12 protein-coding genes are annotated in these 13,944 nt (G+C 64.8%); 6 read left to right on the top strand and 6 right to left on the bottom strand.

Annotation, left to right across the window (positions count from 1 at the left end; all coding sequences use genetic code 11):
* The 6 genes from AB2N08_RS18565 to AB2N08_RS18540 all read right to left on the bottom strand — a co-directional run bounded on the left by AB2N08_RS18565 (position 1) and on the right by AB2N08_RS18540 (position 5,990).
* Positions 1-1,065, bottom strand: a complete 1,065-nt coding sequence (locus AB2N08_RS18565; protein WP_367612374.1) for a sensor histidine kinase — start codon at positions 1,063-1,065, stop codon at positions 1-3.
* Positions 1,065-1,790: a LiaI-LiaF-like domain-containing protein gene (locus AB2N08_RS18560; protein ID WP_367612373.1), complete on the bottom strand. Its 726-nt coding sequence runs from the start codon at positions 1,788-1,790 to the stop codon at positions 1,065-1,067. Before AB2N08_RS18560 ends, AB2N08_RS18565 begins: the two co-directional genes overlap by 1 nt.
* Positions 1,780-2,157, bottom strand: a complete 378-nt coding sequence (locus AB2N08_RS18555; protein WP_367612372.1) for a LiaI-LiaF-like domain-containing protein — start codon at positions 2,155-2,157, stop codon at positions 1,780-1,782. The genes AB2N08_RS18560 and AB2N08_RS18555 overlap by 11 nt, the downstream gene beginning before the upstream one ends.
* A gap of 173 nt (positions 2,158-2,330) precedes the next feature.
* Positions 2,331-2,507, bottom strand: a complete 177-nt coding sequence (locus AB2N08_RS18550) for a hypothetical protein (protein WP_367612371.1) — start codon at positions 2,505-2,507, stop codon at positions 2,331-2,333.
* 69 nt (positions 2,508-2,576) lie between these two features.
* A complete protein-coding gene (locus AB2N08_RS18545; protein WP_367612370.1) occupies positions 2,577-2,792 on the bottom strand; it encodes a hypothetical protein in 216 nt (71 codons plus the stop codon).
* 177 nt (positions 2,793-2,969) lie between these two features.
* Positions 2,970-5,990: a TonB-dependent receptor gene (locus tag AB2N08_RS18540; RefSeq protein WP_367612369.1), complete on the bottom strand. Its 3,021-nt coding sequence runs from the start codon at positions 5,988-5,990 to the stop codon at positions 2,970-2,972.
* 239 nt (positions 5,991-6,229) lie between these two features.
* Between AB2N08_RS18540 and AB2N08_RS18535 the strand changes: the two genes are divergently transcribed.
* The 6 genes from AB2N08_RS18535 (at position 6,230) to AB2N08_RS18510 (ending at position 13,871) form a co-directional block, all read left to right on the top strand.
* Positions 6,230-7,186: an N-acetylmuramoyl-L-alanine amidase-like domain-containing protein gene (locus tag AB2N08_RS18535; RefSeq protein WP_367612368.1), complete on the top strand. Its 957-nt coding sequence runs from the start codon at positions 6,230-6,232 to the stop codon at positions 7,184-7,186.
* Between the two features lie 404 nt (positions 7,187-7,590).
* The gene (locus AB2N08_RS18530; RefSeq protein ID WP_370662436.1) at positions 7,591-9,591 is read left to right on the top strand and encodes a polysaccharide biosynthesis protein; all 2,001 of its coding nucleotides are present in this window, start codon (positions 7,591-7,593) and stop codon (positions 9,589-9,591) included.
* 139 nt (positions 9,592-9,730) lie between these two features.
* Positions 9,731-11,059: a nucleotide sugar dehydrogenase gene (locus AB2N08_RS18525; RefSeq protein ID WP_367612366.1), complete on the top strand. Its 1,329-nt coding sequence runs from the start codon at positions 9,731-9,733 to the stop codon at positions 11,057-11,059.
* A 23-nt stretch (positions 11,060-11,082) separates the two neighbouring features.
* On the top strand, positions 11,083-12,144 hold the full coding sequence (locus AB2N08_RS18520; protein WP_367612365.1) for a Gfo/Idh/MocA family protein: 1,062 nt from the start codon (positions 11,083-11,085) through the stop codon (positions 12,142-12,144).
* A 2-nt stretch (positions 12,145-12,146) separates the two neighbouring features.
* Complete coding sequence (locus AB2N08_RS18515) at positions 12,147-12,737, top strand: acyltransferase (protein WP_367612364.1); 591 nt, start codon at positions 12,147-12,149, stop codon at positions 12,735-12,737.
* A gap of 3 nt (positions 12,738-12,740) precedes the next feature.
* Positions 12,741-13,871, top strand: a complete 1,131-nt coding sequence (locus AB2N08_RS18510) for a DegT/DnrJ/EryC1/StrS family aminotransferase (protein WP_367612363.1) — start codon at positions 12,741-12,743, stop codon at positions 13,869-13,871.
* The last annotated feature ends 73 nt before the right edge of the window (positions 13,872-13,944 follow it).

The following is a 13,944-nucleotide window of genomic DNA, read 5'->3' as shown; positions in this document are numbered from 1 at the left end:
TTACTCTCCCATGTCTGCGGGCAGGATCAGGTCCACCCGGAATATCTCGCCCTCGCGTGTCGCATGCACGCTCGCTTCGATGCCATATGCAGCGTCCAGGCGCTGGCGTACATTCGCCAGGCCGACGCCGCCGCCCTTGCCTGCACCCGTGCTATCGGGATCGACATCGTTCTCGACCCGCAGTTTGAGTTGCGACCCGGCGCGCACTGCATGCACGCGCACCGCACCGCCCCCCGGTAACTGCCCGATGCCGTGCTTGACCGCGTTCTCCACCAGCGGCTGCAGGATCATCGGCGGCAGCAGGCAGCGCGCCGCATCGTCCTCTATCATGCATTCGAACGCCAGGCGCGGCCCGAAGCGCACCTGTTCGATCGCCAGGAAGCGCCGCGTCAGTTCGACTTCTTCGGCCAGCAGCACCTTGCGATGCGCCTCGAGTCCCAGCGTCTGACGAAAGAACCCCGCCAGTTGCAAGGTCATGTCGCGCGCCGCATCGGCATTGATGCTGGTGAGCGCGCTGATCGAATTGAGGCTGTTGAACAAAAAGTGCGGATCGATCTGGGTGCGCAGCATGCGCAGCTCGGCGTCCTGCGCCAGCAGTTTCAGTTCCAGTTCGCGCGTCTCGAGAACCCGCGCGCGCTCGAATTCCAGCGCCAGGTAATGCGCGCAGGCCGTGATCCCGTACAGCAGCACGCCCACGCCGAACATCACTGCCGTGACAGGCGGCGAGAGCGGTACGCCGCCCTGTGGCGCGAGCCAGCGCCACAGGGCGGCCCACGCCACCGCCGCCGCGCACCACAGCAGGGCCGCGCTGACGGCAGTGAGAAAGAACACCACCAGCACCGAGCGCAGCGACTTCTTCGCCAGCGGATACGCGCGGCACAGGTAATAACCCGAGAAGCCGCATACGCTGGCATACACCAGCATCAGCGGCAGCGCGAACAGCAGGCTGGCCGGCATGCCGGCGCCGGTGGTTGCATCGAGCAGGCCAGCGAGCATCAGGCCCAGCATCAGCCAGGCCGCCAGATACAGCGCGGCGCTGCGTCCCGCCCAGAACCCGCCGTCCATCAGTTACGGATTTCCACGCCGCCCATGATGGCGTAGCCGCGAATGACCAGGCGCTTGCTGCCATCGGGCGGCACCGCGGTCTTTTCTTCGAAGCCGCCCAGGATCGGGGTGCCAAGCAGGATCACGGTCCAGTCGGGCGGACACTTGATGGTCACGCCGCCCCAGAACGCGAACACATTGATCACCGCCTCGCCGTGGATCGAGGCGCTGCGCATATCGAGTTCGCACCCGCCCATCACCGCCGTGATCTCGCCGCCGCGAAAATCCTGCGTCGCCACGCGCCGCTCGTAGCCGCCCAGGATCGCCGTGATGTCGACTACCTCGCCGCTGCCTGTCCCATCGAGCATGCCGGCGCCTTCGCCTGCCGCGACGCCGCCCAGCATGCCACGGCTGCGCAGGGACTTGGACACCAGGTACCCGCCCAGGCCGATCAGCACCAGCGGCCACAAGGTGCGTACGCTGAAGTCGATGATGTCCAGCCGGTCGAGCATCAGCAGGATGCCCACGCCCACCAGGCCCGCGCCGAGCAGCGTGCCGCCCTGGCTGCGCGTGTCGCACAGCTTGACCGTGCCGACGATCACGAACAGCATTGGCCAGAACGAGAAGGCGCGGTGCATGTCGACCAGACCGAGATTATCGAGCAAGAACAACAGGCCCATCGCGATGACCAGAAGGCCAAGCACCACCTGCGCCGTCACGCCTTTGTGTTGCACGTTATTTTTCATGGCGGTTCACCTTCTGGTTGTTGATGAAGCGGCGCGCGATGAATGGATCGAGCACCAGCTTGATGCCCCACATCAGGATGAACAGCGGCCAGCTGTTGCGGAACGTGAGGCCAAAGGCATTTTCGAGCACCGCGAACAGCCACAGGCCGGTGAACGCCGTCCACAAACCGTTGCCGAATTCCTTCGGGCTCGGGTAGCCGATCGTCTGGCTGATGCCGGCGGCGACCAGCAACAGCGGTGCGTAATGCCAGTAATCGCGGGCGTTGATGTAGTACAGCCGGTCGAGCAGCACGACGGCGCCGACGACGATCAACAGCAAGCCCCAGACGATCTGCTTGCGCCAGCGATAGGATTCTTCGGATTGCATGGTGCGGACCTCCTTGTTATCGAACTGCGATCACGATAGCAAGACCGGGCGCGATGACGGAAGCGGTTTTCGGCGAATGGCGAATCCGGACCGGTGAGTGGCGAAGAAAGAGATATGGCGAGGCGAAAAAAAACCCGCCATGGCGGCGGGTCGGTTCTGCAGCAGGCGCCCGATCAGGCCGCGCTGGCGGCTTCCTGGCGTTTGAGCTGGCCTTTTGGCACATTGCGGTACCTGGCGCGGGCTTCGGCCTGGCGCACGGCTTCGCGCGCGATATTGGTACGCTTGGTCTCGAGGCGTTCTGCCTTGCCGCGATGCTGGGCAATGTGCTTGCTGCCGATTCGTTTGGTCATGACTGTCTCCTTGGGTGAACTATGCGCCGCGTCCTTGTCAGGACGTCGACGCGAAAACGTGTGCGAAGGCTAGTTGCGGGTCGGTACGATCTTGAGCGCCGCCGGGATCAGCATCGCCCAGCCAAGCTGGCGCCGGATTTCTTCGGGTGCCGGTGGCGGCTTCGGATCGCGCGAGCGACGCGCGAGATATTCGCGCACCAGGTGCTTGGGTGGATGTTTGACATCGTACACGGCAACCTCCGCTTCCTTGCTGACCGGCGCTGGCGCAGGGCCTGCGCCGGTCATGAAATTGGTGCCGATCCTCGAGGCGACCGGCTAACCTGTTGAGGTGTCGGATGGCTGCGAATTACTTCGCGCGTTCCTCACTCAGACAGGAGCATCTTAACGGCTGCGCCCGAACTTCACCGTTAGATGCCGCACACTTTACGCGTCAATACTGCCGAGTTATTCAACGACGCCCGATCAGAACTTGTAGCGCAGGTTCAGATAATACTGGCGACCGCTGACATCAAGCTTTTGCTGCTCTTCTTCGCTGTAGCGATACTGGGCGCGCTTGGCATTGGTCAGGTTGGTCGCGCTGAACGCGAGCTCCAGGTTGTCGGTGAAGTAGTAGTTGGCCGACAGCGCCAGCGTCGTCACCGCGTCGGCGTACGTCGGCGCGGTCGGCATGGCCACGCCGTTGATGACCGTCAGGCCCTGGCTGTTGGCGGTCGGCGCCGGCGCGGTGGTGCTGTTGACGTACTCGCCGCGGTAGTTCGCCACCAGGCGCGCCGACAGCTTGCGATCTTCGTAATACAGACCCAGGTTGCCGGTCCATTCGGATGCACCCACCATCGGCCGGCCGTCGTCGACCTTCGTCTTCGCGCGGCTGACGTTCGACGTGAAGCCGAAGTTGGTCTTGCCGAACGGCTGCTCGTACTGCAGCTCGATGCCGTTGATCTTCGCGCCCTGTTGCGAGGCCGTGTTGATGAAGAAGGACTTGACGGTCTGGTCGCGCGGATCTTGCAGGTCGATCGTGGTGCTGCCCACGGCGCCCGTCTTCGGATAGCCGTCGATCGACGAATGGAATACGCTCAGCGCCACGATCGAGCGCGGTGCGAAATACCACGACCACGACAGATCCAGGTTGTCCGCCGTTTGCGGTTCGAGGTCGGGATTCGGCCCCGTGACGCGGCAGCCGTTGGCGTCGCAACCCGGCGTGCCGAAGCCGCTGCCCAGCAGGTTGTAGTTCTGGCGCCCGATCGTGCGGCTCACGCCAAAACGCGCCAGCATGTCGTTGCCCATGTCGTAGCGCAGGTTCAGGCTCGGAAGCCAGTTGTCGAACGTGCGCTTGGTCGGCGTCTTGTAGTACATGACGCCGGCCGATGGATTGAAGGCGGTGCCGTCATAGAACGGGGTCGCGTCGCCGGCATCGGTGATCGCGCCCGGATATGCGGCGCAGGTGGTGGCCGGCTGGCCCGGCGCCACGCGCTGGCAGGCGCCGACGGGAATCGGCGTGGCGATATTGGCCTTGACTTCGGTGCGCGTGAAACGCACGCCCACATTGCCCGACCAGCGGTCGCGTTCCAGGTTGGCCATCACATAGGCTGCGCTCTGGCGTTCCTGCATGTCGATCTCGGAACTCACGCGGCGCTCGAACGCGTCGCTCGTGACCTTGGTGTTGGCGGCGATGTAGTCCTTGATCGCTTCCGGCGTGTACGTAAAGCCCGTGTTGTCCCAGCCGGCCGGACCGTCCAGGCCATCGCCGAAGTCACCGGGGAAGGCTTGCCAGCCAGTGGCTGGCGTCGGTGTGTTCGACGTCACGCGGCCCGTCACCGGATCGACCGTGATGGCGTTGCGGAAGGCCGGGCCGCGGCGCGCGCTGGTGCGCTTGTGGTCCGAGAAACGTACGCCGCTTTCCAGCGACTGGAAAATGCCGCGGTCGACGCGGTACTCGGCGTCGAACTGCGCGCTCCATTCCTTGTCGACGGTGCGCACGCCCGAGGCGGCGCGATCGACGATGGTGTAGCCGCTGCCGTCGGCGTTCAGGCCCGGCTGGTTGCTGCCGGCGTTCTGGTACTGGACGAACGGCGCGTCGTGCAGGCCGCCGAGCGCATACGAGATGCCGGTGCCGTAGCGGGCCAGCGTCAGGCCCTGATCGAGTTCGGTCGTGCCCACGCCGCGCGTGCTCGACAGCAGCGTCTTGACCGTGAGGTCATCGTTGACGCGGTACTTGGCGTCCAGGTCGAGGAACGAGCTTTCGGCCTTGGCGCCGTCGCGGAAGAACCCTTCCGAATTGCCGACGTATTGCGGCGTGGTCCCGTCGGGGAACACGATGTCGGCCGCCTTGAGCACCTTGAGCTGGTTACCGTAGATGGTGGTCTCGTTGACGATGACCGGGTTGCGGATCTGCGCGAACACCTGCTGTCCGTTCGAATTGGTGTTGGCGGCGCCGGCCACGGTGGAACCCAGCGGCGCGTTTTTACCGAGCAGCATCGAGTAGATCGCGCTCGAGGTCAGGCGGCCGTGGTTGTCGGCATCCATCGACGAATGAAAGCCCGTGAGCGTCACGTCGAGATCGCGGTTCGGCTTGAACTGCAGCGACAGCATGCCGCCCTTGCGGTCGCGCACCGATTCGACGAACTCGGAACTCATCGAACCAGGCAGGCGCACACCGTTCAGGTCCGCCGCCGTGTAGCCGGTGCCGGCCAGCGACGCATCGGTGATGCCTTTCATGGTGCTGGTATTGATCACGTCCCAGCCGCTGTTGGTGCCGTAGGCGAAGCGCGATACCGAATCGCGCCGCACATAGCGCTTTTCGGCAAACAGCGCGGCCAGCACGCCGAAGGTGCCGGCCTCGTTCTTCCAGTTGACCGAGCCGTTCATGTCCGGCGCGTAGCGGCCCGGCAGGTCGGCATAGCTGGCGCCGACGCTGACCACGCCCGAGAAATTCTCTTTCGCCGACAACGGCTTGCGCGTCGAGACATTGATGGTGCCGGCCAGGCCGCCGTCGACGATATTCGCCTGGGAGGATTTATAAACGACAGCCTGCTGCAGCACGTGCGACGGCATCAGCGACAGGCTGGTCGAGCGCGAGCTGGAGCCCTGGTCGGACACGTACCAGTCGGCGCTGCTGACGGCGTGGCCGTTGAAGATGATCAGCGACATGTCGGGATTGGTGCCGCGCATCGACACCTTCTCGGCCTCGTCGTAGTCGGTGCGCACCGCCACGCCGGCCAGGCGCTGCAGCGAATCGGCCAGGTTCTTGTCCGGCATCTTGCCGACGTCTTCGGCCGTGATCACCTCGACGTTGGCCGACGCATCGCGCTTGACCGCCAGCGAGCGGGCCAGCGAGGCGCGGATGCCCGTCACTTCCACGGTCTGCATCGGCACTGCGGCCGCGGCCTCCTGGGCCTGTGCCTGCTCTTGCGCCAAGGCCGGCAATGCGGCAAGGCTCCACACGGCCATCGATACGGCCGCGGCAAGCGGCTTCTGCTTGAACATCATCTCTCTCCCGGGAATGGTGCGACACTGGGTCACTGCTGTAAATTCACGATTGCTGGTGGCGAGTATTGATGATGGATTGCCATCATGAATAATCACTTGTGATCGCTTTCATATAACTCGAAGGAATGCGCGTTTGCAATGGTTCGCCCAGGTTATGGGCGGCTGCGCAGAATTCATTGGCCGCGTCGCGCGCAACGGATTAGCGTGACCCTTTTCCTCCTCACCTGATGAACGCCATGCGCCTCGCCTGCCTGCTTCTTGCCAGCGCCGTCCTGACCGGCTGCGCCAGTTCCCCCGCCTCGAAGGCCCCGATCCCCGGCGCCCCACCGCCGCCGACGCCGCTGGCGGCGCTGCTGGCCAAGCCGATCTACACCATGACGCCATTCGAGGCCGGCCAGTACATCCCGCATATGCACGGCGCCCAGCCCGACCTGCGCAAGCGGATCGCCGCGATCGGGCGCCAGAACAGCGGCCAGCCGTATTCTCTGAACCTGCTGGGCGAGTTCCCGTTCGAGATCCACGACAGCCTGCCGATGTACAGCCTCGAACAAAGCGATTGTGTCGTGTTTGCGGAACATACCTACGCCATGGCGCTGTCGCAATCGTGGGAAGAATTTTTCTGGATGCTGCAGCGGATACGCTACCGTGACGGCGTGATCGGCGTGGCCACGCGCAACCACTACACCGAGCTCGACTGGAACGTGGCCAACCGCTGGCTGCTCACCGACATCAGCGCCGAGCTGGCCGGCTCGACCGGCCCCGGCTACGACATGCGGGTCGACCGCGCGCGCTTCTTGCGCACGCGCCACAACACGGTGCGCGACATCCCGGTTGAAACGAGCCGCCAGACGTATGTGCCGAAAGACGGCGTGGCGGCCATCGTCGATCAATTGCAAGAAGGCGACTTCGTCAACGTGATCTCGACCCGCGACGGCGAGTACTGGGCCTCGCACGTGGGCCTGGTGGTACTCGGGCCGAACGGCGAGCGGCACTTCCTGCATTCGTCCGCGCCGAAAGTGCGCGAAGAAACGTTTGACGCGTATATGGCAAGGGTGCTCGCGCGCGAAGCGGACAATGCGCGCGCCGGCAAGCCCGGGCAACGCCTGGCCGGCTTCAAGTTCCTGCGCCTGAACGACGCGATCACGGTGCCGCCAATGGCGCCGCAACCACGGCCCGGCCGTCCGGGCGCATAAAATAGTGCATCAGGTTTCCGGCTTGCCGGGTCGGAAACGTCAATCCTCGTTTTATTCTGCAATTAAGAAATAGGGAATTGGAAATTACATTCCTGATCTCACTTCTATTTCTCTGCACTGCCATTCAGTTACGCTTTCGCTGTTTAGATCCCTGATCGCTGTTGAGTGACCTCAAGCCTGCCATGCAATCCGGATCGGATAATAAATTTTCAAATAACGGTTAATCAATTCAATGAAATCCTCTTCACGAGGCGCTGCTCGAATGGCATGTTGAATTCGACCGTGTCGTGAATACATTTCTTCGATTGCAGCACCCCGTTGTGGATTATTTCAGCGAGAAACTGATTGCCATGTCAATTCAACGTGTCCGCCGGTCCAGCCAGCTCTGTGCACGCATCATTTCGATGCATCGCACGACCAAGGTTGGCCTCACGATCATGGCAGACCTGATTGCACTGCCAATCTGTTTTTTAATCGCAATGATATTGCGCGGCGGCGATTTACATCTGGCAAATCAATTCGGCGTCGATTCATATTTACTGGTCGCCATATTGACCATCGGCGCATTCTGGCTATCCGACTTGTACCGCGCCGTCATTCGCTTCATCGACCACCGCTTATTAACGCTGACCGGCCTGGCGCTCGCCGTCGCCATATTATGTGCCTATCTCACGCTGCTCATTCTCGATGAGGCGCGCTTTCCGCGCAGCGCGCTGGCGATTTACTGGTTCATCGCATTTTCGTATGTCGTGGTGTCGCGCATCGGCGTGCGCAAGATCCTGCGCAGCCAGCGCGGGCCGTGCGCCGACAACGCGCTCCCCATCGCCATCTTCGGGGCTGGCGAAGCCGGCGCGCGGCTGGCCCAGACCATGCGCGACGGCGACGACTACCGCCCCCTGTGCTTCTTCGACGACAAGCGGGCGCTGAACGACCGCACCGTGGCCGGACTGCGCGTGTTCCACACCTCGCGCCTGAGCGAACTGGGCGCCGCGCTGGGCATCCGCACGATCGTCATCGCGCTGCCCGCCGTCGCGCCAGAACGCCTGCGCGAGCTGATGCAGCGCCTGGGCCAGGCCGGGCTGACCATCAAGATCCTCACGCGCCTGGTCGACCTGGCCGACGACAAGGCCGACGACAAGACGGGTCTGCGCGACGCGATCCGCGAGATCAAATTCGAAGACCTTCTTGGCCGCCCGCCGGTGCCGCCCCGCCTCGACCTGTTCGCCCGCTGCGTGCGCGGCAAGGGTGTGCTTGTCACCGGCGCCGGGGGCTCCATCGGCGCCGAACTGTGCCGCCAGATCGTCACGCTCAGTCCCGCCCGCCTGCACCTGATCGACCACTCCGAATACGCGCTCTACACCATCCGCCAAGAACTCGCGGCGCGCTTTCCCGCCCTGCCCATCCACGCCCACCTGGGTTCGGTCTGCAACGCCGACCTGATCGAGCGTGTGCTGGCCGGCGGTGGCATCGACACCATTTATCACGCCGCCGCCTACAAGCACGTGCCGCTGGTCGAAAGCAATATCGTCGAAGGCTTGCGCAACAATGTCCTGGGCGCGCAAATCATCGCCGCCGGCGCAGCGCGCCACGCAGTGCAGACCTGCGTGCTGATCTCCAGCGACAAGGCGGTGCGCCCGACCAACATCATGGGCGCCAGCAAGCGCATTGCCGAACTCATCTTCCAGGCCGCCGCCGCGCGTGGCGGGGCGAGCGCCACAGACCGTGGCGCGCCCGGGACTATCGCCGGCAGCAACAAGGGTGCCAATGCCGGCACCACCTTCTGCATGGTTCGCTTCGGTAATGTGCTCGGCTCATCCGGCTCCGTCATTCCGCTGTTCCAGCGCCAGATCGCGCGCGGTGGGCCCATCACCATCACCCATCCCGACGTCACGCGCTACTTCATGCTGATCCCCGAGGCGGCCCAGCTCGTGATCCAGGCCGGCGCCATGGCCAAAGGCGGCGACGTGTTCGTGCTCGATATGGGCGAGCCGGTCCGCATCGTCGACCTGGCGCGCACCATGATCGCGATGCACGGCCTGAGCGAACGCACCCTGCAACTGCCGCGCGGCGACATCGCTATCCAGTTCGTCGGCCTGTTCCCCGGCGAAAAACTGCACGAAGAACTGCTCACCGAAGGCACCGTCTTCCCGAGCGAACACCCGCGCATCATGCGCATGAAAGAAAGTGCACTGCGCCCCAGCGTGCTCGAAACCTGCATCACCTGCCTGATGATGGCCTGCGACACCCACGAACGCGGGCCGATCGAATCGATGGTCAAGGCGATCGTGTCCGAGTACCTGCCGTCGCCCCCGCCGCCCCTGCCGCAGCCGCCGCCGGAGACGCCAGAGACGCCCGCCCCGGCGCCGGCGGGCCTGGGCCGCAAGTTCGTGCCGTTCCGAATCTGATCACGCCGACGATGTACCCCGGCCAGGACAGCGGCGCAGGCGCGCCGCGGCGTGCCGACCAGTCAGCCCCTTTGTCATTGTCGTTGTCCTTGTCTTTTTCACTGTCACTGTAACCGTCACTGCCACTGTCGAGGAACCCATGCGAGACGAGAACCAATCAGTTCACCTGGAGCAGCTGCTGGCCAGGCTACGCGACCGCCACGCCGTGATCGGCATCATCGGCCTTGGCTACGTCGGGCTGCCGCTTGCGCTACGCTTCGCGGCAGAAGGCTTTCACGTGCTGGGAATCGACATCGACGCCGACAAGGTCAACCAGCTCAACCGTGGCGAGAGCTACATCGCCCACATCAAGGGCGCGGCGATCGAGGCGGCGCGCGCCAGCGGCCTGGTCGCCAGCAGCGATTTTTCGCGCGTGGTCGAAGCCGATGCGCTGATCATCTGCGTCCCGACGCCACTGACTGCGTACCGCGAACCCGACCTCTCGTACGTGATCGGCACCGTCGAGTCGCTGCTGCCCCATATGCGGCCCGGCCAGTTGCTCTCGCTCGAAAGCACCACCTATCCCGGCACCACCGAAGAAGAACTGCGGCCGCGCCTGGAAGCGCGCGGCCTGCGCGTCGGCCACGACGTGTTCCTCGTGTTCTCGCCCGAACGCGAAGACCCGGGCAACCCCGACTTCAACACGCGCACCATCCCCAAGATCTGCGGCGGCACGACCGATGCCTGCCTCGAAGCCGGGCTGGCCCTGTACCGGCAGGCGATCGATACCGTGGTCCCGGTCAGCTCGACGCGCGCGGCCGAACTGACCAAGCTGCTCGAGAACATCCACCGCGCCGTCAACATCGGCCTGGTCAACGAAATGAAAATCATCGCCGACCGCATGGGGATCGATATCCACGAGGTCATCCGGGCCGCCGCCACCAAGCCGTTCGGCTTCACCGCCTACTATCCCGGCCCGGGGCTGGGCGGGCACTGCATCCCGATCGACCCGTTCTATCTCACCTGGAAGGCGCGCCAGTTCGGCCTGCACACCCGGTTCATCGAACTGGCCGGCGAAATCAACAGCGACATGCCAGCCTGGGTCATCGCCAAAGTCGCCGACGCCCTCAACACCCGTGGCCGCGCCGTGATGGGCAGCCGCATCCTGGTGCTGGGCATCGCCTACAAAAAAGACGTCGAAGACATGCGCGAGTCGCCCTCGGTGGCGCTGATGGAGCTATTGCGCGCACGCGGCGCGGCGGTCGAGTATTCCGACCCCCACGTGCCGGTGTTCCCGCGCATGCGCGAACACCGCTTCGAGCTCGTCAGCGTCGAACTCACGCCGTCGTCGCTCGCGTCATATGACGTGGTGCTGCTGGCCACCGGCCACAGCGCCTTCGATTACGAGCTGGTGCGCCAATACGCCAACCTCATCGTCGATACGCGCGGCATCTACCCGAACCGCCTGCCGAACGTCGTGCAGGCTTGACGCGGCCACTTACCGGAGACCCCATGCGCCATTACCCTCCCCCTATCCTCGACCGCAAGATCCGCTTCGCCCTGGTCGGCTGCGGCCGCATCGCACAAAACCACATGCAGGCCATGCGCGAGCATGCCGGGCGCTGCGAGCTGGTCGGGGTGTGCGACGTCGACCCGCGCGCCCGCGAAGAAGCCGCCAACACTACCGGTGCGCGGCCTTACGTCAATCTCGAGCAGATGCTCACGAAGGTCGAGGCCGACGCGTTCGTGCTGGCCACACCGTCCGGCCTGCACCCGGCCCAGGCGATCCGCATCGCGCAGGCCGGGCGCCACGTGATCACCGAAAAGCCGATGGCCACGCGCTGGGAAGACGGCAAGCGCATGGTCGCCGCGGCCGACGATGCGGGCGTGCGCCTGTTCGTCGTCAAGCAGAACCGGCGCAACGCCACGCTGCAACTGCTCAAGCGTGCGGTCGAGAAAAAGCGCTTCGGGCGCATCTATATGGTCAACCTGAACGTGTTCTGGTCACGCCCGCCCGAGTACTACACCAGCGCCCGCTGGCGCGGCACCTGGGAATACGATGGCGGCGCCTTCATGAACCAGGCCAGCCACTACGTCGACCTGGTCGACTGGATCGTCGGCCCGGTCGAAAGCCTGCAAGCCTACACGGCCACGCTGGCGCGCGACATCGAAGTCGAAGACACCGGCGTGATCAGCCTGCGCTGGCGCAACGGCGCACTGGGCTCGCTGAACGTCACGATGCTGACTTGGCCGCGCAACCTGGAAGGCTCGATCACCATCCTCGGCGAACACGGCACGGTGCGCATCGGCGGCGTGGCCGTCAACGAGGTGCAGCACTGGGACTTCGCCACGCCCGACCCGGACGACGCGCTCGTCAAGGACGCCAGCTACCAGACCACGTCGGTCTATGGCTTTGGCCACCCGCTGTACTACGACAACGTCATCAAGGTGCTGCGCGGCGAAGCCGAACCCGAGACCGACGGGCGCGAAGGCTTGAAATCGCTCGAAGTGCTGGTGGCGGCCTACCGCTCGGCGCGCGACGGCAAGCGCGTCGCACTGCCGCTGGAGTACTGATCGTGGCCGTCGTCATCCATGCCAGCGCCATCGTCGACTGCGGCGCCACGCTCGGCGACGGCAGCCATGTGTGGCACTTCGCGCATGTCTGCGCCGGCGCGCGCATTGGCGCCGATTGCTCGCTGGGCCAGAACGTGTATGTCGGCAATGACGTGACCATCGGTGCACGCGTCAAGGTCCAGAACAATGTCTCCATCTACGACGCCGTCACGCTCGAGGACGACGTGTTCTGCGGGCCCAGCATGGTATTTACCAATGTCTACAACCCCCGCGCGGCGGTCGCGCGCAAGCACGAATACCGCCGCACGCTGGTGCGCCGCGGCGCCACGATCGGCGCCAACGCCACCATCGTCTGCGGTGTGACGATCGGCGCCCATGCCTTCGTCGGCGCTGGCGCTGTCGTCAACCGGGATATCGCCCCGTTCGCGCTGGTCGCCGGTGTGCCGGCGCGCCAGATCGGCTGGATCAGCCGCGCCGGTGAACGCCTGGCCCTGCCGCTCGAGGGCGACGGCGAAGCGCGCTGCCCCGACACCGGCGAGCTATACGTCCTGCGCGACGGCGCCTGCGTCGCAACCACCCGTGAACAAGGATAGATCATGGAATTCATCGACCTGAAATCGCAATACGACACGTCGCGCAACGTGATCAACAACCGCATCCAGGCCGTGCTCGACCACGGCCAGTACATCATGGGCCCTGAAGTCGCCGAGCTCGAGCAGCGTCTGGCCGACTATACCGGCGCGCGCCATTGCATCACCGTGGCGTCCGGCACCGAGGCCCTGGTGATCGCCCTGATGGCGCTGGGCGTCGGGCCTGGCAACGAGGTCATCACCACGCCGTTTTCCTTCATCGCCACCGCCGAAGCGATACTTCTGGTGGGCGCCAGGCCGGTGTTCGTCGACATCGAGCGCACCACCTGCAATCTCGATCCACGCCTGATCGAAGACGCCATCACGCCAGCGACACGCGCCATCATCCCGGTCTCGCTGTACGGCCAGCCGCCCGACATGGACGCCATCAACAGCGTCGCTGCCCGCCATGGCCTGGCGGTGATCGAAGATGGCGCGCAGAGTTTCGGCGCCACCTATCGGGGCCGCCAGAGCGGCAATCTGTCGACGATCGGCTGCACCAGCTTTTTCCCGAGCAAGCCTCTCGGCTGCTACGGCGATGGCGGCGCCCTGTTCACGAGCGACGACCTGCTCGCCGGCGCGATGCGCGAGATCCGCGTACACGGCCAGTCGCGCCGCTATGTGCATACCCGCCTCGGCGTTGGCGGGCGCATGGACACGCTGCAATGCGCGATCGCGCTGGCCAAGCTCGAACGCTTCGATTGGGAGCTCAAGCAGCGGCGCCGCGTCGCGGCCGCGTACGACGAAATGCTGTATCCCCACCTGCCGCTCGTTGCATGCCGGTCCGACCGTACCAGCGTTCATGCCCAGTACACCGTGCTGGTCGAAGGGCGCGATCAGGTTCGCGCCGTCCTGGACGCCGCCGGCATCCCGACCGCCGTGCACTACCCGCTGCCGATGCACCAGCAGCCCGCCTATGCACACCTGGCGCCCGGCGCGCGTTACCCGGTGACCGAGGCGATGGCCGCGCGTGTACTGAGCCTGCCGATGGGACCTTACCTGGCGGCGCCCGACGCCCGCCATGTCGCCCAGAGCCTGCTGCGCGCGACGAAACCGGCGCAATCGCGTGGCGTGGAGGCCGTCGAACTGCTGGAGTGAAGCGATAGACATTGCAGACAAATGTCGTCCGGCTTGACGGTCATCAGTTGATGTGCAACGTCGGCCGACGTCA

Source organism: Massilia aurea, from assembly GCF_040790145.1.
GTDB classification, from domain to species: Bacteria; Pseudomonadota; Gammaproteobacteria; order Burkholderiales; family Burkholderiaceae_D; genus Telluria; species Telluria aurea_C.
Note: the sequence above shows the minus strand (reverse complement) of the source record. Positions and strands in the feature narration are given on the sequence as shown.